Below are 21,667 nucleotides of genomic sequence, written 5' to 3' on the forward strand. Positions count from 1 at the left end.
CGGTTACCCACTCACATCGCCTGAGTGATACGTGGAATCGCCAATGGCTTGGTTCACGGCCAGCGTTACGATCTTACTGACATCCATTGGTCAAGGAGACACCCCATGAGTACCAACATCATTGGTTTGGATACCGCGAAAACGCAAAAACTGGCGGAGGCACTGAACGAGTTGCTCTCCAACTACCAGATTTTCTACATGAACGTCCGTGGCTATCACTGGAACATCAAGGGGGAGAACTTCTTCGAACTGCACGCCAAGTTCGAGGAACTCTACGATGACCTGCTGCTGAAGATCGATGAGATCGCCGAGCGGGTGCTGACTCTGGGCCATCGTCCGGCCCACGCCTACAGCACCTATATCGAGCACTCCGAAGTGGCGGAGAGCAAGGACGTGTCCGACGGCAAGACCGCAGTTGGCCAGATTGTCGAGAGCTTCGCCAAGCTGATCGGTAAGCAGCGTGATCTGCTGGCGCTGGCCGGCGATGCCGATGACGAAGGCACCGTGGCGCTGATGAGTGACTACATCTCCCAGCAGGAGAAGACCGTCTGGATGTATCGCAGCTACCTGGGTCAGTAAATCTGCCAGTAAGTCTGCCAAATGTTGCCATCGGGCCCGCAATCGCGGGCCTGATGTGTTTCTGTCACCTGCCAGTCACACTCTTGCCTTCCTTTCGTCGCGCCATCGTCATATCAGTGACACGGAACGGTCATTGTTCGTCGCCACCCTTGGCTACGCCAAACGTTCACTATAACGAAAGAGGCGTACCATGCACTTACGTAAAACCCTGCTCAGCGCTGCCATTGTGACCTCCCTGTTCGGGTTGGCGGGCTGCAGTGACGATGACGACAAGGACACCTCCCCGAGCACCCGGGCCACCATTGAACTGAGTGTTCTGGGTAGCTACCGGACCAACTTGTTCGATGAAGGCGCTGCCGAGATTGTGGCTCACGACCCGGTTCACCAGCGTCTGTTCGTGGTCAACGCCGCCGCATCCACGGTGGATGTGCTGGACATTCAGGACCCCGCCATGCCCGGTAAGCTGGCAACCATTGACGCCAGTGCCGAAGGCGCCAGCGCCAACAGTGTTGCGGTCCATGGTGATCTGGTGGCGGTGGCGATTGAGGCTGAAGACAAGCAGGCCGCCGGCCAGGTGGTGTTCTACAACGCCACCGACCTCAATAAGGTGGGCGCGGTGACAGTGGGCGCATTGCCGGACATGGTGACCTTTACGCCCGATGGCCAGCGGGTGCTGGTGGCTAACGAGGGCGAGCCCAGCGACGACTACAGCAACGATCCCCGGGGCTCGGTCAGCATTATCGATCTGACCAACGGCGTGGCCGCCGCCGCTGTGACCACCGCCGGATTCGAGGCCTTCGACGGCCAGGAAGCGGAGCTCCGGGCCCAGGGAATTCGCATCTTCGGTCCCGGTGCGTCAGCATCCCAGGATTTTGAGCCGGAATACATTGCCGTGGCACCGGATGGCGACAGCGCCTGGGTGACCCTGCAGGAAAACAACGCGGTGGCCGAGATTGATCTGACCGAGAACCGCATCAGCCGGGTACTGCCGCTGGGCTACAAGGATCACAGCGTGGCCGGCAACGAGCTCGACCCCAGCAACCGCGACCTCAATGCCGATCCGTCGAACGAGGACGGCGCGGTTCGCCTGGCCAGTTGGCCGGTCCTGGGGATGTATCAGCCGGACGCCATCGCTGCCTACGCGGTGGCGGGGCAAACCTACTACGTTACTGCCAACGAAGGCGATGCCCGGGATTACGACGGCTTCAGTGAAGAGTTGCGTATCAAGGATCTGACCCTGGCCGACGGGGCGTTTGCCGACCTTGCCGAGCTGCAGGAAGATCACCAGTTGGGCCGCCTCAAAACCACTTGGACCCAGGGCATCAGCAACGATTGTGATCCCTATGGCGCTGGGGCCGGCAACTATAAAGACGCTGCCGAAGCCAACTGTGAGTTCGATACCCTGTACGCTTACGGCACCCGCTCATTCTCGATCTGGTCCGCCAGCGGCGAGTTGGTGTTCGACAGCGGCAGTGCATTTGAAACCATCACCGCCGAGCAGTTGCCGGCGTTCTTCAACGCCACCAACGATGACAACAACTTCGACAACCGCTCCGACGACAAGGGGCCGGAGCCTGATGGGGTGACCGTTGGCCAGATCAATGGCCAGACCTTCGCTTTCATCGGTCTGGAGCGGGTTGGTGGCCTTATGGTGTATGACATCAGCACGCCCCAGGCGCCAACCTTTGTTCAGTACCTCAACAACCGTGACTTCAGCGTGTCCGAGGCTGACCTGCAGGCCGGCATGGCGGGTGACCTGGGCCCAGAAGGGCTGGCGTTTATCAGCGCGGCTGACAGCCCCACCGGGGCACCGCTGCTGGCAGTGGGCAACGAGGTGAGTGGCAGCACCACCCTGTACGCCATCGCCGTCAGCGAGGTGGCGGACGAGTAAAGCCCTGCCGACCTGGCCGGATGGTCCGGCCCTGTCTGAGTGTCACGGCCATCGTCTCGCGGCGATGGCCGTTTCTTATTCCGGCAACCGTCTAAGCCATGGCTCCCCAGATCGGTAAAGATGACTTTGAACCGATTAGCTTTTATATCGGTTAGTTTTGATTTGGTTAATTCATATTCCTGAAAGGAATTCTTCACCGCTCAGTCATCTGGCCGCTCCATATTGGGCTCACTCGTATACATGAGCCCAACATTGGAGACAGATTGATGAAAAAGCAGTTGCTCGCCCTGGCCATCGGTTCCCTGGTTGCGTTGCCTTCCGTTGCCCTGGCTGACAAGGGACCTACCGTCTACGGCAAGGTCAACGTGTCCTACGAAAACGCCGATAATGGCACCGATGATGCCTGGGAACTGAACAGCAACGCCTCCCGTCTCGGTGTCAAAGGCGCGCTGGATCTGGACGTCAACAACCTGGAGGCAATCTACAAGGCCGAGTTTGAGATCTCCGTGGACGACGGCGACAAGAAGGGCCAGACCTTCGCCCAGCGCAACATCTACGGCGGTTTCGCCCACGCCAGTGCCGGTACTTTGATTGCCGGTAAGTTCGACACGCCGCTGAAAGCTTCCCAGGGCAAGATTGACCAGTTCGGTGACCTCGGCGGCGATCTCAAGCATGTGATGGGTGGCGATGAGCGGGTCAGCGATATTGTCCAGTACTCCACCCCCACCTTTGCCGATGCCCTGCAACTGAACTTTGCGTTTGTTCCGGGTGAAGACGCCGGCGGTGAAGACGACGGCCCGGCGGATGCCTTCTCCGGTTCCCTGGTCTATGAGACCGATATGATCTACGCCGCCATCGCCTACGATTCAGAAATGGAAACCGAGATCTTCGACCTCGGCGACGATGCCAAGGCCGATACCCTGCGCCTGGGCGCCAAGGCCAAGCTGGACATCTTCGAGATTGGTGCGATGTACCAGATGTCCGAAACTTCCGATGAGGTTGAGGGCGTCAGTTACGAAGACAATGCCTTCCTGCTGAGTGCTGCCGTGAAGCTGGATCGCTGGAAGCTGAAGGCCCAGTACGGCCTCAATGACCTCGACCAGAGCGACGACGAAGTCACTCTGATGGCGGTGGGCGCAGACTACAAACTGGCGAAGAACAGCAAGGTGTTTGGCTACTTCTCCCAGGTTGAGGAAGACAAGGGCGACCTGGAAGATTCCACCTTCGGAATTGGTTTCGAGCACAAATTCTCAATGTAACTCCAGGCTGTTGAGTTAACTCGTTCGCCGGGCTCCAGTCAGGAGGCCCGGCTTTTTGCATTTGCACTGGCAGCGGCTGTTACCGGCCCTGGCTCGCCAGGGCCAGCGGCGGGACCTGCTGGTGGAGGAACCATTTCTCGGTCACCACCTTGCGGGTGAACCAGTGCGAGCGCATCAACCTGCCAGCGAGGGAGGTGCGAACCCAGTCGGGCAGCTGCCAGCCGTCGTGCCGTTGCAGGGAGCGGGTGCCAAAGCGTTCAGCAATGGCCTCGCCGTAGGGTTGCAGGGAGCGGGCGGAGGCGTCCGGTGCCAGTCGCAGCACCTCGGCGGCCAGCAGTGACGATTCCACCGCCGGGCGGATGCCCTCGCCACTCTGGGTGTAGGCCAGGCCGGCAGCGTCGCCCACCAGCAGCACGCCGTCGTCCAGCAGCGGCCGTTCGGCGTGGTCGTAGAGCAGGTAGGCGTGGCCCTTGAAGCGGCCGGGCAGGTCGGCGGGAATGCGTCCATCGGCCTGCATGTCGGCGACAAACCGGGCCAGATGTTCGCTGAGTTTGTGGTTGTCCTCCCGGCCCAGGCCGATGTTGAGATAACGACCTTTGCGGAAGATCCAGGCATAGCCCTTGAGGTCACGACAGAACCACAGTTCCGGGGTGTCGCCCCGGGCCGCGCAGTTTTCGGCCTGTTGCGGGCTGAGCTGAAACTCCACTTCCTTCGCTGCTACCACCGTTTCATGACGTCCCGGGCCATCTCCCAGCAACCGCGCCACCGGACAGAAGTGGCCGCCGGCACCCACCAGCAACGGGGTGCGCCAGCGCTCGTTGACCAGCCAGTGGCGGTCGTCCCGTTGCAGGCTGGTGACGGCAGTATTCAGCTTGCAGTCGGTGTCCACCCGGGACAGCAGGTAGTGATCGAACTCGCAGCGACGGATGCCATAACTCACCACGTCACCGTGATCGTTCTCCACGGCGGGCTGCCCCATCATGCCGATGCGGAAGCGGCGGATGGGTTGCAGGGTGTGCTGCGCACGATAGTCCTCCGGGTCAATCTCCAGGCTGTCGAGGACCACCGGGGTGACCCAGCCGGCGCAGGTTTTGTCCCGGGGGAAGGGCTGTTTGTCCAGCACCAGCACCCGTTTTCCGCTGTTCTTCAGTGCCCAGGCCAGGGTGGAACCGGCGGGACCGGCACCGACGATGATCAGGTCGTAGTAGTCCATGCTCCGGCCTCCGGCGCTGCTGATCGCTGGTACAGGTCTGCCCGGCTCTGCGGCAGTTGGTTGTTGTCGCCGTGGCTGAACACCACCTGAAACAGTTGCAGTGACCCAACCTCAAAGGCAGCGATGGACCCGGCGAGGTAGAGCCGCCAGGCGCGGCTGAAGTGATCGTCGTACAGGTCACGGATGGTGTCCTGGTGGGCCTCGAAGCGTTGCAGCCAGTGACGCAGGGTCTGGGCGTAATGCAGCCGCAGGTTTTCCACATCGAGCACCGAGAAGTGACCGTCTTCGCAGATCGAAACCAGCTCGCCGATGCTGGGGGGATAGGCCCCCGGGAAGATGCGTTTCTCGATCCAGGAATTCATCAGCATGGGCCGGTTGCGGCCGATGCTGTGCAGCAGCGCCAGCCCATCGGGTTTGAGTGTCCGTCGAATCAGCGCTGCCAGGGTGGGGTAATGGTCTTTACCAACGTGCTCCAGCATGCCCACGGAAACGAAGGCGTCGTATTGGCCGTGGATGGTGCGGTAGTCGTCCTCAATGTACTGGATGCGGTCACTGAGGCCCTGACGTTCCGCCTCGGCGCGGGCAAAGGCGACCTGCTCCCGGGAGATGTTGTAGGCGTGCACGGTGACGCCGTGATGGCGGGCCATGTAGCGGGCCAGTCCACCCCAGCCACAGCCGGCCTCAACCACCGTCTGGCCTGGCCGCAGTCGCAGCTTGCGGCAGACATGTTCCAGCTTGGCCAGTTGCGCCTGCTCCAGGGTGAGATCGGGGCGTTCGTAGTAGGCGCAGGTGTACTGCATCTCCGCCTGATCCAGCCACAACCGGTAGAACTCGTTGCCCAGATCGTAGTGATGGTGGATGTTGTCACGGGCTTCGTCCACGCCGGTGGCTCGGGGGCTGTGATTGCGCCACAACGCTTCCAGCCAGCGCGGCCAGCGCTCGCTGGCCTGGTGGATGGCGCGGTAAAGGGTCGCCATCAGGCCGGGCAGATCCTGGTCCACCTCCAGGCGTCCGGCGCTGTAGAGGTCGCCGAACGCCAGGTTGGGATTGGCGACCAGCTGCATCAGCGCCCGTGGATCCGCTACGGTGAGGGTGTAGCGGGCTTCTCCCTGCTCCGGTTCCACCACCTCGCCATTCCAGAGTTGGAAGCGGATCGGCGGCGAGCCGGCCATGCGCAACAGTTTGGCAATCAGCCAGCGTTCGTAGCTGTGGGGTTCCCGCTCAACAGCGTGGTCTTCCAGCGGCAGGGTCAGCGGGTGGCTGGATGAAGTCGCTGGCTTGTCGGATCGGTCGGTTTTCTTGGCGGTGCTCGGTGTCATGGAGGCAGGTCTCCCGCAGGCAAACGTCACACGGACGCCATTACGTCATTTCGGTCCGGCTTCGGGGTTGAGCCGGTTTATTACTGTCAGTATAGAAAATGATCGATGTTTGTCAGTGGTGGGCTTATAGCGCTGGGCTATCGTATTGATAGCGTTGATCGTCCTGACAGTCTGGTTTGTGGCGTTGTGTTGGCGGGAGGGCGGAGATCGGAACGGGTGCTCGTGTGACGAATGATCGGACAACGCCGGAGGCCTGGCCCGCCGGCGTTGTCAGAGCTAAGGGTGGAATCAGTAGCCTGAGGTGGAGCTCATGCCGAACCACTCCGGGAATATGAAGATCAGGATCAACACCAGTGCCTGCAACCCGATGAACGGGATGACGCCCTTGTAGATGTCCGTGGTCTTCACGCTCGGTGGCGAGACCCCCTTGAGGTAGAACAGACTGAACCCGAACGGTGGTGTCAGGAAGCTGGTCTGCAGGTTCATTGCGATGAGGATCGCGAACCACAGCATGTTGATGCCGAGCAGTTCCGCGATCGGCGCCAGTATTGGCACCACGATGAAGGAAATCTCCACGAAATCGATGAAGAAACCCAACACCAGGATCACCAGCATGGACAGAATCAGGAAGCCCCACTTTTCACCTGGCAGCGCCAGCATCCACTCTTCCAGCAGATAATCGCCGCCGGTGTAGCTGAACACCATGGAGAAGGCCGTAGCACCGATCAGGATGGCGAACACCATGGCGGTCACCTTGACGGTATCGCGAGCGCTTTCCCAGATCATCCGGAACGAGAACTGACGATAGGCAATGGCCAGCACCAGAGCACCGACACCGCCAAGGGCGGAGGATTCGGTGGGCGTGGCAATGCCGGTGAAGATCGAACCCAGCACGATCACGATCAGCGCCAGAGGTGGAATGATGGCGATCAGGGCGCTGACGATTTCCTGCTTGCGGCTGAGGCCGGAATTGTCCGGCATGGCCGGTGCGGTCTGGGGTTTCAGCCTCGTCAGCACCAGGATGTAGGCGATGTACAGGCCTACCAGCACCAGACCGGGAATCACCGCAGCCTTGAACAGGTCGCCCACCGGCAAACCGAGAACGTCACCGAGAATGATCAGGATGATTGATGGCGGCACGATCTGGCCCAGAGTACCTGAGGCACAAATGGTGCCGCAGCTCAGGCGTTTGTCGTAGTTGTGGGCCAGCATCACCGGCAGTGAGATCAGTCCCATCGCCACCACGCTGGCACCCACCACACCGGTGGAGGCGGCCAACAGCGCGCCAACCAGAATGGTGGAAATAGCCAGCCCGCCAGGGAGGCCGCCAAACAGCCGTCCCATCGAGGTCAGCAACTGTTCTGCCAGTCGGGTTCGTTGCAGCACCACCCCCATGAAGATGAACAGGGGAATGGCCATCATCACCGTATTCTGCATCACGCTCATGATCCGGAACGGCATGAACGCAAACAGTTCCGGCCCCTCGGCAATCAGCCCGAACACCAGTGCAACGCCACCAAAGGTAAAGGCGACAGGGAAGCCCCACAGCAACATGGCGAGGCACACCCCAAACATGATGATACCGATCATGCCAGGCCCTCCTTGCTGTTCTCATCGTGGTAGCTCTGTTCACCAGCCAGCACCCGCAGGGCGTAGGTAACCATGCCCAGGCCACTGGTGGCGATAAAAAAGGCGGACAGCGGAATCACCGACTTGATGATCCAGCGGTACGGCAGACCGCCGGGATCACCGCTGCTCTCGCCCAGGTTGTAGGATTCGACGGTAAAGCTGTAGCCGTAGGTGGCGATCAGTGCAGCGAAGGGCAGGACGAAGGCCAGCGCGCCCACCAGGTTGATGATGGCCTTGAAGCGTTCGCTGCGGCCCTGATAGAGCACGTCGACCCGGACATGGCCGTCGGTGCGCAGGGCGTAGGGAATACCGAGCAGGAACACCACCGAGTAGAGGTGCCACTCCATTTCCTGCATGCCAATGGAGACATCGTTGAAAACGTAGCGGGTAATAACGTCGTAGAAGACGTTGAACAGCATCAGGATCAGTGCCACACAGGCGATCCAGCCGCAGATGTTGGACAGCCGGGCAAGGCCGTTGTCCAGTTTAACAATCCAGCGCATTGTGTTTCCTCTGGCCGGCTTGCAGGGCCGGCTCTTTTCGTATCTGTATACGACAGCACCGGAGCGGTCCGGGGACGGCTCCGGTGCTTCCCGGGCTACGGGATTATTCCAGTTCGGCCATGGTGTTCAGGTAGGCGCGGTCGGAAATTTCCGTGTAGGCGCGGGCATTGTCCAGATACGTTTCCTGGGACTCAACGATGCGCTGTGCCAGGTCGTCACGCTCGGCCGCTTCCGCCAGCAGTTTGCGGTTGGCGTCGAACATCGCCTGGATCACGTCATCCGGGAAGGTGCGGACTTCGATGTTGGGATGTTCCTGCTTGATGGAGGCCCAGGCACGGGCGTTCTCGTGCATCGATTGCACCAGCATGTCGTAGGCGGCGGTGCGCATGGCGATGCGAAGGATTTCCCGCAGGTCGTCCGGCAGCTTCTCCCAGGTGTCCTGGTTGACCAGGAACTGCAACTCGGTGGCCGGTTCATGCCAGCCGGTGTAGTAGTAGTCGGCAATCTGCTGGAAGCCCAGACGCAGATCCAGGGCCGGACCTACCCACTCGGTGGCGTCGATGGTGCCACGCTCCAGAGCGGTGTAGAGCTCGCCCGGGGCAATGTTGGTGGGGTTAACGCCCACTTCCGCGAAGACTTCGCCGGCAAAACCGGGAATCCGCATCTTCAGCCCCTGCAGATCTTCCAGGGAGTTGATCTCGTCGCGGAACCAGCCGCCCATCTGGATGCCGGTGTTACCGCCGGGGAACGACAGCATGTTGTGGGGCTCATACACTTCCTGCATTAGCTCCATACCGTCGCCGTAGTAGAACCAGGCGTACTGCTCCAGCGCGGTCATGCCAAAGGGCATGCTGGTGAAGAACAGGGTGTTGGGAACCTTGCCTTTCCAGTAATAGGAGGCCGAGTGACCGAGGTCGTACTGGCCGGCCTTAACCATGTCGAAGACACCGAACGGCGCCTTGTGCTTGTTGGATGAGTCGATGCGGATGCGCAGGCGACCGTCCGACATTTCTTCCGCCATGCGCGCCATGTTCTTGGTGGTGTCACCGAAGATGGGGAAGTTCGGACCCCAGGTTTCCGCCAGGCGCAGCGTGAAGCGTTCCTGGGCGAGTGCCTGGGAGGCGGAGAGACAGCTGGCCAGCCCCAGGGCCAGGGCGGAGACTACGGAACGTAATTTCATTGTTTGATATTCCTCTGTTCCTGAATATTGTCGTTATAGTGAGTCGGGTTGTCCGACACCCGCCCCCGCGCAGCCAGCGGCAACGGCAGGAAACGGGTGTCATCCTGACACAACCTATTATCGTAGCTGAGGGCGGCAGGTATAGTTAGCGGTTCGTATAAAGAAACCCTTGAATCCGTAAGGTTTCTGTCCGTGGGTGTGGTGAGTAGGCCAGAGGCCAAGACGTGATTGAGTGCCCCGTTCTAAGCACTTCGTGATCGCAATAGTTGCTCGGAGGTGGGCCGCTTTGCACTGCTTGTCAAAACCGCACTAAGTCCCCAGTTGGGTTTTTCTGTGTATCTTTATAGTCCTTGAATATAGGGCATCAGGACTATCTACAAGTGGCTCTCACCAATGATGGAGTGATCCCGGGGCACTGAGGTGCAGGTATAGAGGAAATAGCCCCCGAGATTCAACCCTGCCTATGATTTGATAAAGTAGAATAGCGGCGTGGCGACGAAGAAGGTCAAGAATCCCAATAACATAGCGTAAGCGATAACTTTTTCAAACTGAGTGGCGAAGGCTTTAACGTCTAAGTTGTTATATATTCTCTGAAAATTTCGTGACTTTGAAACGAAAGGTAAAGTGCACGCATAGGCAAAAATATAAGTGTTCAGGAAACCGAAATCTAAGGTTCCACTTTTCCAGTAGTTGTTGTTTGTCTCCAGATGCCGCTTGAGACGGCGAGTAAGAGTGAATCGCAGCACTACCAAACATAAAATTGCCATCAGGATTCCACCGACAGCAATCAATGCAAAAAAAGTCTCTAAGGGCATACTTGTTTAGCCTGTAACCCAATCGTATATGTTTCCCAGCAACTCTTTAAGGGCGTAATCTGCGCCAACGGCAACTGCTCCAGCGGCAACAACGCCGACAACAAGGCCAACCGGGGTGAAGGCTATTACCAGCCCTATTGCGGCACCAGCGGCGATCCCACCAGCAAATGCTCCTCCCTCGACAACAGCCTTTCGTTCCCAGTTTTCGCCATTTTCCCAACTGTGATAGACGCTATTGGCTCTCAGGTAGCCATCTACAAGAATAAAGCCTGGTCCTGCGATTCTGCCCATTTTGGCAAACCTCGAAAGCGTCTGCACATCTGCGGTATCACGAACAGGAATGGACTCCCAGGCCGAGCGCCCTGTCATGTTTGTAGTCTCGCGAACTCGGAAGGTGTTGTTTTTCAAGTAATTTTTCGATCTGGTGAACAGGATCTCATTCATCTCCTTGAATGCAGCTTCTGCTCTCAGCTTTGCTGCATGCACCATTCTAGTGTCCCTTAACAAAAGTTTGTCGAATTTTTGCGGTTAAAGTTTATAATTGCAGAAAGCATTGAGGGAGCTACTGCAATGGGACGACCGGTCACCCCTTTGATTATTACAGACGAAGAACGCGATGAGCTCAATTCGTGGGTTCGTCGCCGGCAGATGCCTGCGGCTGAGCAACAACGAGCACGAATGATCCTGTTGAGCACCGAGGGTTTTCCTGGGCGAGTGATCGGAGAGCGAGTGGGCGTGACGGCCGAAACGGTCAGCAAGTGGCGCAAGCGGTTTGAGCAGTTCCGGGTGGCCGGGCTGACCGATGCCCCCAGGAGTGGTCGGCCCCGCAGTATTGATGACGATAAGGTCACGGAGGTCATCAACAAAACGCTACAGTCCAAGCCCAAGGAGGCGACCCATTGGTCGACAACCTTGATGGCCAAGGAAACGGGCCTCAATGCCATGGCGATCAGTCGAATCTGGCGGGCATTTGGTCTGAAGCCTCACCGCCTGGAGACGTTTAAGCTCTCAACCGACCCGCACTTCGTCGCCAAGGTCCACGACATTGTTGGGTTGTATATGAATCCGCCTGACCGGGCTCTGGTGCTGTGCGTGGATGAGAAAAGCCAGATACAGGCGCTGAACCGGACCCAACCGGCGCTCCCCCTGTCGTTTGGCTATTCAGAGACTCGGACGCACGATTACGTTCGTCACGGCACCACCACCCTGTTTGCCGCCTTGGATGTAGCCACCGGTGAGGTTATCGGACGTCTTCATAGGCGACACCGTGCCAAAGAGTTTCTGGCCTTTTTGAATGAGATCGACCGGGAGGTTCCAGAGAATCTGGATATTCACTTGGTCATGGACAACTACGGGACTCATAAGACCGAAAAGGTGCGAGCCTGGTTTGCTGCCAGACCCAGATACCACGTTCATTTCACGCCAACCTCGGCGTCGTGGGTCAACTTAGTGGAACGATTCTTTGCCCTGATCTCGGAGCGGTGGATCAAGCGCAACTCGCATCGCAGTACTCGCGAGTTGGAAGCATCAATTAAAGACTACCTTGCGACCTACAACGACGATCCCAAACCGTTTGTTTGGCGTAAAACAGCCGATCAAATCATTGCGTCAATCGCTCGGCTATCCGACAAAATCAATGATAAGACGAACTTTTGTTAAGGGACACTAGGACTTGCTCTATGGTTTCTTAGGTCCTCGTAGTTTTTATTTGCGTGGTCGTACCTGTCGATTGCGCCAAGCACTGTATTGGACTGGGCGAGGGCTGCCCCCATTCCGTTGCCGCCAAATGTATTTAGGTCCCCGATTATATTTGGGATATTAATTCCAAAGAGAAAATTAGCCATTCCCATGACGGTAGCACCACCTGCATGCCGGCTTAATTGAGAGAGCGTTCGATGCTCTTCACTTGAACAGGCCAGAACTGGGCTAATGCCAACACATGTTCTTTGATCAGAGGGCGGGATGACTAGAGGTCTATTTGGGGCGCATAGCATTTGGCTGTTCGGATTAGGGAAGTTGGCGGCTATCAATCGCCGTTCAAAATCGTCGGAGGCAATGTTCGCCGGGCAGGCAGTTCTGGAGACTTCTTGTGGAGAAAGGATTGATCTTGGGTAGTAAATTGCTGAGGCCATGTTTCATCCTTGATTACCATTATTTAGGCTGACAGTCCTGTCGGCTCGAACGCTAGCAAACCTCTTCCAAAATTGCCAGCAGCTTTTCTCAAGCCGAGAATGAGGCCGCTGCTTCATCGGTGGTCAGAGGATCGATAGGAAAATATTTTATTACTTAATCAGCACTCCAGTCCCCTGCAACTCCTGGCCGTAGTCGTCGCTGGCGGGCAGGCTGAGGAAGTGCCAGGCGACCTGGGTGCCTGGGTCTTGGTCACCCATGGTCAGCGTCAGTTCGGTTTCCTGGTGGGCGGGGTCGGTGAACAGGGGGGCGAGATGGGTCTGCAGTGTCTGAGCGTCCGTGCGGGTCAGTTGCGCCAGGCTGGTGCCGATCAGGTCTTTTTGTTGCCTGCCCGTGGCTTTTCCGAAGGCGGCGTTGGTGAAGGTCAGTCGTAACTGGGCATCGACGCGGCAGATCAGCTGGCGCTGGCTCTGGACGATGTCCTTGTAGCGACGTTCGGCCCGGGCCATGCGTAACAGCACCTCCTGATAGTTGCTGAGGTCGTGGCAGATACCAACAAACAGCCGGCGACCGTCCTGCTCGGATTCACCCACCGACAGATGCATGGGGAACTCGCTGCCATCCCGGCGACGGCCGGTGACATCGCGGCCGATACCGATGATGCCCGGCTGGCCGGAGTTGAGGTAACGGCGGATGTAGTCGTCGTGCTCCCGCGCGTAGTGGGCGGGCATCAGCATTTTGACGTTCTCACCGATCACGTCTTCCCGCCGGTACTGAAACAGCGTTTCGGCGGCAGGGTTGAAGCTGGTGATCAGGCCCCGCTCATTGATAGTGATGATGCCGTCAACAGCAGCGTCCAGCAGGGCGTGCTGAAGTTTTTCAATGGACACCCGCTCGGCAATGGTAGTGCGGTAGGTGGTGAGATCGTGGCAGATGCCGACGAACAGCCGTTGCCCCTGCACCCGGGCTTCTCCCACCGACAGATGCATGGGGAACTGGCGGCCGGATTTCTTCAGGCCATGGACATCCCGGCCAATGCCGATGATCTTGGCTTCGCCGCTGCGCTGGTAGCGTTTGAGGTAGCCGTCGTGCTGGCTCCGGTAAGGTTCCGGCATCAGCTTGCGGACGTTTTGCCCGAGGCATTCGTCGGCAGGGTACTCGAACAGATCCTGGGCGGAGTCCGAGAAATGGCGGATGATGCCATGCTCGTCGATCACCACGATGGCGTCGGCGGCGGCATTCATCAGGGCATCGTAAAGGCTGTCCGCTTCCAGTGACTGAATCTCGCGGCCCATGGTTGACTGGTCCTTCAGCGTGGTCGCAGGGGCGGGCAGTGACAGCTGTCGGCCCTGCGAAGACATTCTCACCCCAGTATAGATGCCCTGTCGGATGACGCGAGGGGAGCGGCGTGGGATTGTGGTGCCGTTAACGAATTCTGAACGCTCGCGTCAACGACAATTCGATGGCCGGCCAGGCGCCGGGGGCGGTGTAATGGAGCTCCATTCGATGATTGGAGTGCCCATCATGAAACGCCATCAGCCACTGTCTCTCGATACCCTGATTCACACCTCCGGGACCCGCGATGATCTGGGCCGAGGTGCTCGGGCTCGCGTGTTGAAATCGGTTTGGCAGGCCGTGCGTCGGTTTATCGGTAAAGCAGGGAACTGGCGCCGCCGCGGCGCACGCCAGTCATTGTTGCAGGTCAACGTGTCCAGAACGGCTTGTGCATCTCGCGGGCCAGACCGCCCGGGGGCAGACCGACGTCGCGCTCCATGCGTGCCAGCCATTGCGGACTGGCCTCGCCAAGCTCATTGCGAAGCTGGCGCCGGCGCCGGGCGCGACGGAACCAGGTGCTGACCAGGGGAAGGACATGTCTCGGGTGATGAGGGATGGCCATGGTGTCACCTCCTTTGCTGGCCCGGAACGGGCGATGGGTCAGGCTTCGATGTTAGGCCGGTGTCCGGGGCGGCGGAATCAAGCTTTTTTTGAGCCTGCGTTAACGATCCGTGAACGCAGGCCCGGTCTGAATCCGCTACCATTAGGGCTGTCTCCGACTTGCCTGGCAGGTCGTGACTCTCGTTCCCGCCCGGAGGAAACCGCCATGCACATCCAGCTGGAGAAGCTGAGATCCTTCGTCCTGATTGCCGAAGAGAAAAACCTGACCCGTGCCGCCTCCCGCCGTCATTCCACTCCCGCGGCGGTCAGCACCCAACTGAAGCAGCTGGAAGACAGTCTGGGGCTGCAGCTGTTTGAACGCAGCAGTCGGGGCATGTTGCTGACCGAAGCGGGACTGACGTTGCTGCCCCTGGCGTACCGCATTCTGGGTAACCTGGCGGAACTGGAGACCACCGCGCGGGCGATTTCTGGCCAGCGCAAACGTCAGCTGCTGCTGGGACTGAATGCGCTGCCCGAGCTGCTGCGGATTGAAACGGTACTGGAGACCACGGCGCGGGAACTGCCGGATGTGTCGCTGGTGATCAAGTCCAGCAACTCCGCTGAGATTCAGCAACTGGTTCAGGCGGGGGATCTGGACGTGGGGTTTGTCTACGGCGGCAGCGACCATCGTGATCTGACCCGGATCGTGCTTGGCCAGATTCAGGTAGTCACCATCGCCCCACTGAACGGTGGCCCGGACTACCTGCCGGACAGTGCCAGTGAACTGGCGACACTGCCCTGGATCTCACCATCGCCGGCGTGTCCGTATATCGATCTGATGAAAGAAGCCATGGGGGGGCATTACCCTGCCGCCAATCTGGTGGCGACGTCGGACGACGAGTACTCCACCATAGCCATGGTCAAGGCAGGGCTCGGCCTGGGGCTGGTGGAAAGTCATCTGGCGGAGATGGCGGCCGCGCGCCATGAGATCCGACTGGTTCCGGACACTGCCCAGCCTGTGGCGTTGTATCTGGTGGTACGGCAGGATCGGTTGCAGCAGATCCCGGAACTGCAGGGCTTTACCCGGCTGGTGGAAGCCCAGTGGCTTGGGGAGCAGCCGGCGCCTGCCGCAAGTGAATCACCGGCGGTGACCCCGTCCGGCGCGCCGGCGTGATGGGGCGATCATCCGTTGTGGCCGTTGACCAGGGCGTCGGTCAACAGCGCCAGATGCTGGCGCAGGGTCTCGGCGAAATCGAGTCGGAATGCCGACAGCGGTGGTTCCGCCATGGCACGCGCCATGGTGTCGGAAGGGTGGCTCAGGTGCCAGCACCCGATTAGCGCCTGCTGGCACTGCATCAGGTAACGGAAGCAAGCTTCCGGTGGCTGCCCGCTGATGCTTTCAATACGGGCCTGAAGTCGACGGGTCTGGTGCAGCAGGTGGTGCTTGAAATCCTTCGCCTCCTGCTCGCTCAGACCGGACTCCAGGGCAACGTGGAGGATGGCGGTCAGCCGGCAGTAGCTGTCATGGGCCAGCAGGGTGTCGGTGAAGCCGCCGGGAAACGCCTGCGCCGGCAACGCCTCGATGGCTGCCACCAACCGGTCAAGGGCTCGCCGATACACTGCCAGGAACAGCACTTCCTTGCTGCGGAAGTAGCGATACAGGGCGGCCTTGGTGAGACCGGTGTGGGCGGCGACTTCGGCCAGGGTCAGACGATCCAGCCCCCGTTCGCGGAACAGCGCGTCCGCCGCCGTCAGTATCTGCTGTTCTCGCTCTGCCTTGTCCGCCGCACTGCGGGCCCGGCGACGCCCACCACACAATCTGCCTGTCATGCTGTCCTCATGCCTGCAACCAACCCGCGATCCGACGGGTCATCCAACGCGGCGAGAGTTTACCAGACCACACCATCAGCCGGTTAAGAAGACCGGGAATGACAATGGCACTGCGGCGACGGGCCAGGGCCTGTCGTACCACGGCTTCGGCAGACATGGCGCTGCTGCTGAACAGTTTGGTGTCGGCGACATTGGCCTCCTGGGCAAATTCGGTGGCGGTGGGGCCCGGGCAGAGGGTGCTGACGCGAACGCCGCTGTGCTTGAGTTCCTCATGGAGAGCTTCACTGAAGGACAGCACAAACGCCTTGCTGGCGTAGTACACCGCCATTTTTGGCCCCCCCTGGAAGGCGGCGGTGGAGGCGACGTTGATCACAAAGCTGTCGCGCTGGCCGCGCAGTCGTGGCAGCAGCTGCCAGGTGAGGGAAACCAGCGAGCTGATGTTCACCTGGATCATTGCCAGTTGCCGTGGCAGTGGCAGTTCATCGAAGCGGCCACGATCACCAAAACCGGCGTTGTTGATCAGTCCCGCCAGCGGCCAGTCCGCGGACTCGATCCGCCGCACCAACTGATCGACCCCATCGGCAGTCGCCAGATCGGCGGCAATCACTTCCACTTTGATGCCATGCTGGCTGACCAGTGTGCTGGCAAGGGCCTGCAGCCGTTCTTCCCGGCGGGCTGTGAGGATCAGGTCCTGGCCGTCAGCGGCCAGCTGGTGAGCGAACACTTCGCCGATGCCTGAGCTGGCACCGGTCAACAGGATATAAGCCATGGGGGCTCCTTGATGTTTGTTTAAGTGACTCCTGGTAACTTAGTGCGAATCCGACCGCCTGTAAATAAGTAACCTCTGGTCATTTAGGGCCTTGATGAATACGCCAGGCAGTCACGGTGGTATGGTTTCTGCTGTTTTAGGAATTCGGCAAAGTGCTTTATAAGGAGGCAACCATGTCAACCGTATTGATCACCGGTGCCAACCGCGGTATCGGTCTGGAACTGGCCAAGCATTATGCCCGTGAGGGCTGGCAGGTGATTGGTGTTTGCCGTCAGCTGTCGGAGGAGCTGGCTGAGGTAGCGGCCCGGATTATCGACGATGTGGATGTCACCACTCAGGCCGGACTGGATCGCCTCAAGTCGGCCGTGGGGGATACCCCGCTGACGCTGCTGATCAACAACGCCGGTCTGCTGCAGGATGAGGTACTGGGGCAGATCGACTACGATTCCATTCGCCGGCAGATGGAAATCAATGCCTATGCGCCGTTGCGGGTCACCGAGACGCTGCTGGATAACCTGCATGATGGCAGCAAGATTGCCAACATCACCAGTCGCATGGGCTCGATTGCCGATAACACCTCTGGGGGGCGTTACGGATACCGGGCCTCCAAGGCGGCGCTGAACGCCTTTGGCAAGTCCCTGGCGGTGGATCTCAAGCCCCGGGGCATTGCCGTGGCCCAGCTGCATCCCGGTTTCGTCCAGACCCGGATGGTGAACTTCGGCGGCCTGATCAGCCCGGAAGAATCCGCCGCCGGCCTGGCCCAGCGCATTGATGCCCTGACCCTGGAGAACAGTGGCGGCTTCTGGCACAGCAACGGCGAAGCACTGCCCTGGTAAGGCGGGCAGGCGAGCCGAAGCGTGAGATAGCTTGCCGCAAGCTGGGCTGCCGCAAGAGCGATCGCGTCAGAATGGAATGGATCGAACAGGCCGAATATCGAACCGGGCGCGTATCGGGTATTGAATAGGTCGAGTATTGAATCGCAAGTGTTAAATAGAGAGTGTTAAACAGAGAGAAGCGAGCAAGGATGTCAGACAACACCACCGCAGTGGAGATCAAGGCGTTTGTGCCCGCGAGGGACTTTGCGCTGTCGAAGCAGTTCTATCAGGACCTGGGATTTGAGCTGCGCAGCGACGGCGGTGGTGTCGCCTACTTCGCCCATGGCAATACCAGCTTCCTGCTGCAGGATTTCTACCAGTCGGAGCACGCCAGCAATTTCATGATGCACCTGCTGGTGGAGGATGTGGCGGCCTGGCACCGCCGGGTGCTTGCGTCCGGTGTGGCTGAATGCTTTGGGGTAACCGTTGGCGAGCTGGAAGAGCAACCCTGGGGCATGCGTGACTTTGTGCTTTACGACCCTTCCGGGGTACTTTGGCGTATCGGCCAGAATCTTTGAGATCACACCACCGCCGGGTGATCCGGAAACGGTCAGGGAGGGACCATGAAGGCTTGGCTGAATCGTTACTATCAGGAGGAATCGCGTCGCATCCTGGCGACCCTGATCCGCTTGCTGGGGGACTTCGACCTCGCCGAGGAGGCGCTGCACGAGGCGTTTGCCGCCGCCCTGGCACAGTGGCCCCGAGACGGTATTCCAGACAATCCCCGGGCGTGGCTGGTGTCCGCCGGTCGCTTCCGGGCCATAGACCAGCTGCGTCGCCGGGGCCGTCATCACGCCGCTATGGAGCAGTTGGCGCACCAGCTGGAATCGGAAGCCGACACCCCGGAGCCACCTGAAGAAATCGCTGACGACCGTCTGCGCCTGATCTTTACCTGCTGTCATCCGGCGCTTTCCAGCGAGGCTCAGCTCGCCCTGACCCTGCGGGAAATCTGTGATCTCACCACCGAAGAGGTGGCCCGGGCCTTTCTCGCCAAGCCCACCACCATTGCCCAGCGTATCGTCCGGGCCAAAGCCAAGATCCGCGATGCCGGCATTCCCTACGAGGTACCGGAAGGCAAAGCGCTGGCCGAACGCCTGCCCGTGGTGTTGCACACCCTGTACCTGATCTTCAACGAAGGCTACACCGCGTTCAGCGGTGCAGCACTGGTGCGCGGCGCTCTGGCCGTTGAGGCCATCCGTCTGACCCGGCTGTTGTGGCAGTTGTTGCCGGAGCCGGAGGTGGCGGGCCTGCTGGCGTTGATGCTGCTGCATCATGCCCGACGCGATGCCCGTGTCGACGCCAGCGGGGAACTGGTGCCGCTGGAGCAGCAGGATCGCCAGCGCTGGCACCGCGACGACATTGCCCAGGGGCGGGCGCTGCTGGCGGAAGTGATGACTCGGCCAGGCTACGGCGCCTACACCCTGCAGGCGGCCATTGCCGCCGTTCACAGCGAGGCGCCCAGCTACGCGGCCACCGACTGGAAGCAGATTATCGGCCTCTATACCGTACTTCAGGGCATTGCTCCCTCGCCGGTTGTCGCCCTGAACCGGGCTGTCGCCGTGGCCATGCGGGATGGGCCGGCGGCCGGCCTGGCGGGCCTCGACCGGATTGCCGCGGAGCCTGCGCTGGCGGATTATCAGCCGCTTCATGCGGCCCGGGCCGATTTGCTGGCGCGGCTGGATCGCGTTGAGGAGGCTGCAGAGGCCTACCGCCGGGCCTTGGCGCTGTGCCAACTGGAACCGGAGCGGCGCTTCCTGGAAAAACGGTTGACCGAGCTGAGGTGTCGATCTGTGGCTCCGTCGGGCGACTAGGATTGAATGGCAACCAAGGAGAACCCCCATGAACTACCTGGCGCTGGTGTACTACAACGAAGACCTGATCCGCTCCATGAGTCAGCAGGAGTGGGATGCGCTCAATCGCGAGTGTATGGCCTGCGGCGAGGGGCTGCGCGAGAGTGGCCACATGCTCGACGGCCACGCCCTGCAGTTGACCGATACCGCCACCACGGTGCGGCTGCGGGACGGTAAACTGACAGCCACTGACGGCCCCTTCGCCGAGACCAAGGAACAGTTGGCCGGGTTTTACCTGTTAACGGCCCGGGACCTGAACGAAGCCATCCAGTTGGCGGGCAAGATTCCGCCGCTGCGACTGGGGTCGGTGGAGATTCGGCCGGTCCGGGAGTTGGCGACCGAGGGCAACCTGGCCGGAAAAACACCGTTGATCGACCATACCGCAAGGAGTGATGGATGAACCCCCGTATCAGCATGATTACCCTTGGGGTCAGTGACTTGGATCGGGCCGTGCGGTTCTACCGCGATGGTCTGGGGCTGCCGCAGCTGGAATCGCCGCCAACGGTGGCGTTTTTCCCGCTTAACGGCACCTGGCTCGGACTCTATCCCTGGGACGCTCTGGCAGACGACGTGGGCGTGGCCGCCGCTGGCTCCGGGTTTCGCGGTGTCACCATTGCCCACAACCTGAAATCCGAGGCCGACGTCGACCGGATGATGGCGGAAGCGCTGGCTGCCGGTGCCACCGAGGTTAAGAAGCCCCAGCCGGTATTCTGGGGCGGTTACTCCGGTTACTTTGCAGATCTGGACGGCCACCTGTGGGAGCTGGCCTACAACCCCTTTGCCTGGGTTGGGCCGGAGGAAGACGCTGACGGTCCTGACGGGAAAACGTCATGACGCCACCTCTTGGCATTATTGAAGGTTTCTACGGCCCGCTCTGGTCCTGGCAGGAGCGCCGGGATCTGGTAACCACCCTGGCGCCGGAAGGCTACCAGTTCTACCTCTACGCACCGAAAGCGGACCCTTACCTGCGCCGCCACTGGCAAAGTCCTCATCCGCCCGAGCAGGCCGGTGCGCTGCTGGCCTTTGCTGACCATTGTCACGGTCTGGGGGTGAGGTTTGGCATTGGCCTGAGCCCGTTTGAGATCTTCAACGACTTCAATGCACCGGCCCGGGAGGCGCTTGCCCGCAAGCTGACGGCGCTGGATGCCCTCGGTATCGACGATCTCGCCATCCTGTTTGACGACATGCACAGCCAGACCCCGCAACTGGCAAAAGTGCAGGCGGAGATCGTGCACTGGGTGGCGGAACGTTCCTCCGCGGAGCGTCTGCTGGTGTGCCCGACCTACTACTCCGATGATCCGGTGCTGGATCGGGTGTTTGGGCCGCGGCCACCGGATTACCTGGAGACCCTGGGGCAGGCGCTGGATGCTTCGATCGAGGTGTTCTGGACCGGGGAAGAGGTGTGTTCCAGGGAGATTTCCCCGGGCCATCTGCAGCGGGTGGCCGGGCAATTGGGGCGGCGCCCCTGGCTGTGGGACAATTACCCGGTCAACGATGGGGATCGGATGTCCCGCCACCTTCATCTGCGGGCCTTCAGCGGCCGGCCGGCGGCAAACGCCGACCACCTGGCCGGCCATGCCATCAATCCCGCGCTGCAGCCTACCCTGAGCTGTATCCCGGCGCTGACGCTGGCCCAGAGCTACCAGCAGGGTGGTCGTTACCAGTACGGTCACGCCTTTCGCCAGGCCGCCGAGGCGGTATTGGGGACCTCATTGGCCTGCCGGATTCACCAGGACCTGCTACTTTTAGAAGACGCGGGGCTATCCCGGCTATCTGCGGAAAAAAAGACCTCGCTACGCTCGGCGTACCAGCAGTTCGATCACCCGGCAGCTCGGGAGGTGGTTGCGTGGCTTGACGGCGACTACCAAGTGACCGACGAAATGGTACAGACCCAGTAACTGCTCTGGATCGCTGTCACCGGTTCAGACAGCGGACCTAAGGATGGCGGTT

21 protein-coding genes are annotated in these 21,667 nt (G+C 60.2%); 11 read left to right on the plus strand and 10 right to left on the minus strand.

Going from position 1 to position 21,667, the window contains the following annotated elements:
- Nucleotides 1-105 precede the first annotated feature (105 nt).
- From J2887_RS02545 to J2887_RS02555, 3 genes are all read left to right on the plus strand, one after another.
- On the plus strand, nucleotides 106-579 hold the full coding sequence (locus J2887_RS02545; protein WP_227173886.1) for a Dps family protein: 474 nt from the start codon (nucleotides 106-108) through the stop codon (nucleotides 577-579).
- A gap of 190 nt (nucleotides 580-769) precedes the next feature.
- Entirely contained in the window at nucleotides 770-2,470 is a 1,701-nt protein-coding gene (locus J2887_RS02550; protein ID WP_227173887.1) for a choice-of-anchor I family protein, read from the plus strand.
- Nucleotides 2,471-2,736: 266 nt separating this feature from the next.
- Nucleotides 2,737-3,729 (plus strand): porin, encoded by a 993-nt coding sequence (locus J2887_RS02555; protein ID WP_227173888.1) that lies wholly within the window; start codon nucleotides 2,737-2,739, stop codon nucleotides 3,727-3,729.
- A 79-nt stretch (nucleotides 3,730-3,808) separates the two neighbouring features.
- Here J2887_RS02555 and J2887_RS02560 read toward each other — a convergent pair whose 3' ends face one another.
- The 6 genes from J2887_RS02560 to J2887_RS02585 form a co-directional block, all read right to left on the minus strand.
- Nucleotides 3,809-4,942 carry an NAD(P)/FAD-dependent oxidoreductase gene (locus J2887_RS02560; protein ID WP_227173889.1) on the minus strand — a complete coding sequence of 378 codons (1,134 nt, stop codon included), beginning with the start codon at nucleotides 4,940-4,942 and terminating at the stop codon, nucleotides 3,809-3,811.
- Complete coding sequence (locus tag J2887_RS02565) at nucleotides 4,924-6,261, minus strand: SAM-dependent methyltransferase (protein WP_227173890.1); 1,338 nt, start codon at nucleotides 6,259-6,261, stop codon at nucleotides 4,924-4,926. Before J2887_RS02565 ends, J2887_RS02560 begins: the two co-directional genes overlap by 19 nt.
- 288 nt (nucleotides 6,262-6,549) lie before the next feature.
- Nucleotides 6,550-7,851 (minus strand): TRAP transporter large permease, encoded by a 1,302-nt coding sequence (locus tag J2887_RS02570; RefSeq protein WP_227173891.1) that lies wholly within the window; start codon nucleotides 7,849-7,851, stop codon nucleotides 6,550-6,552.
- Entirely contained in the window at nucleotides 7,848-8,393 is a 546-nt protein-coding gene (locus J2887_RS02575; protein WP_227173892.1) for a TRAP transporter small permease subunit, read from the minus strand. Before J2887_RS02575 ends, J2887_RS02570 begins: the two co-directional genes overlap by 4 nt.
- A 103-nt stretch (nucleotides 8,394-8,496) precedes the next feature.
- A complete protein-coding gene (locus J2887_RS02580) occupies nucleotides 8,497-9,573 on the minus strand; it encodes a TRAP transporter substrate-binding protein (RefSeq protein ID WP_227173893.1) in 1,077 nt (358 codons plus the stop codon).
- Between the two features lie 821 nt (nucleotides 9,574-10,394).
- Complete coding sequence (locus J2887_RS02585) at nucleotides 10,395-10,877, minus strand: hypothetical protein (RefSeq protein WP_227173894.1); 483 nt, start codon at nucleotides 10,875-10,877, stop codon at nucleotides 10,395-10,397.
- 81 nt (nucleotides 10,878-10,958) lie between these two features.
- Between J2887_RS02585 and J2887_RS02590 the strand changes: the two genes are divergently transcribed.
- Nucleotides 10,959-12,047 carry an IS630 family transposase gene (locus J2887_RS02590; RefSeq protein WP_227172476.1) on the plus strand — a complete coding sequence of 363 codons (1,089 nt, stop codon included), beginning with the start codon at nucleotides 10,959-10,961 and terminating at the stop codon, nucleotides 12,045-12,047.
- Nucleotides 12,048-12,670: 623 nt separating this feature from the next.
- On the opposite strand, the gene J2887_RS02595 is transcribed toward J2887_RS02590, so the two are convergent.
- Nucleotides 12,671-13,879, minus strand: a complete 1,209-nt coding sequence (locus J2887_RS02595; RefSeq protein ID WP_227173895.1) for a PAS domain S-box protein — start codon at nucleotides 13,877-13,879, stop codon at nucleotides 12,671-12,673.
- 341 nt (nucleotides 13,880-14,220) lie between these two features.
- The gene (locus J2887_RS02600; RefSeq protein WP_227173896.1) at nucleotides 14,221-14,415 is read right to left on the minus strand and encodes a hypothetical protein; all 195 of its coding nucleotides are present in this window, start codon (nucleotides 14,413-14,415) and stop codon (nucleotides 14,221-14,223) included.
- 204 nt (nucleotides 14,416-14,619) lie between these two features.
- Here J2887_RS02600 and J2887_RS02605 point away from each other — a divergent pair, with 204 nt between their 5' ends.
- Nucleotides 14,620-15,567, plus strand: a complete 948-nt coding sequence (locus J2887_RS02605; RefSeq protein ID WP_227173897.1) for a LysR family transcriptional regulator — start codon at nucleotides 14,620-14,622, stop codon at nucleotides 15,565-15,567.
- 8 nt (nucleotides 15,568-15,575) lie between these two features.
- On the opposite strand, the gene J2887_RS02610 is transcribed toward J2887_RS02605, so the two are convergent.
- Entirely contained in the window at nucleotides 15,576-16,223 is a 648-nt protein-coding gene (locus tag J2887_RS02610; protein ID WP_227173898.1) for a TetR family transcriptional regulator, read from the minus strand.
- 7 nt (nucleotides 16,224-16,230) lie between these two features.
- Entirely contained in the window at nucleotides 16,231-16,992 is a 762-nt protein-coding gene (locus tag J2887_RS02615) for an SDR family NAD(P)-dependent oxidoreductase (protein WP_227173899.1), read from the minus strand.
- Between the two features lie 173 nt (nucleotides 16,993-17,165).
- Here J2887_RS02615 and J2887_RS02620 point away from each other — a divergent pair, with 173 nt between their 5' ends.
- The 6 genes from J2887_RS02620 to J2887_RS02645 all read left to right on the plus strand — a co-directional run bounded on the left by J2887_RS02620 (nucleotide 17,166) and on the right by J2887_RS02645 (nucleotide 21,615).
- The gene (locus tag J2887_RS02620) at nucleotides 17,166-17,828 is read left to right on the plus strand and encodes an SDR family oxidoreductase (RefSeq protein ID WP_227173900.1); all 663 of its coding nucleotides are present in this window, start codon (nucleotides 17,166-17,168) and stop codon (nucleotides 17,826-17,828) included.
- Nucleotides 17,829-18,016: 188 nt separating this feature from the next.
- A complete protein-coding gene (locus J2887_RS02625; RefSeq protein WP_227173901.1) occupies nucleotides 18,017-18,385 on the plus strand; it encodes a VOC family protein in 369 nt (122 codons plus the stop codon).
- 45 nt (nucleotides 18,386-18,430) lie between these two features.
- A complete protein-coding gene (locus J2887_RS02630) occupies nucleotides 18,431-19,678 on the plus strand; it encodes an RNA polymerase sigma factor (RefSeq protein WP_227173902.1) in 1,248 nt (415 codons plus the stop codon).
- Between the two features lie 28 nt (nucleotides 19,679-19,706).
- Nucleotides 19,707-20,117 carry a YciI family protein gene (locus tag J2887_RS02635; RefSeq protein WP_227173903.1) on the plus strand — a complete coding sequence of 137 codons (411 nt, stop codon included), beginning with the start codon at nucleotides 19,707-19,709 and terminating at the stop codon, nucleotides 20,115-20,117.
- Complete coding sequence (locus tag J2887_RS02640; RefSeq protein ID WP_227173904.1) at nucleotides 20,114-20,551, plus strand: VOC family protein; 438 nt, start codon at nucleotides 20,114-20,116, stop codon at nucleotides 20,549-20,551. Before J2887_RS02635 ends, J2887_RS02640 begins: the two co-directional genes overlap by 4 nt.
- Nucleotides 20,548-21,615: a beta-N-acetylglucosaminidase domain-containing protein gene (locus J2887_RS02645; RefSeq protein WP_227173905.1), complete on the plus strand. Its 1,068-nt coding sequence runs from the start codon at nucleotides 20,548-20,550 to the stop codon at nucleotides 21,613-21,615. Before J2887_RS02640 ends, J2887_RS02645 begins: the two co-directional genes overlap by 4 nt.
- Nucleotides 21,616-21,667 lie beyond the last annotated feature (52 nt).

Origin of the sequence: Marinobacter sp. CA1 (genome assembly GCF_020546665.1) — a bacterium.
Lineage (GTDB): Bacteria > Pseudomonadota > Gammaproteobacteria > Pseudomonadales > Oleiphilaceae > Marinobacter > Marinobacter xestospongiae.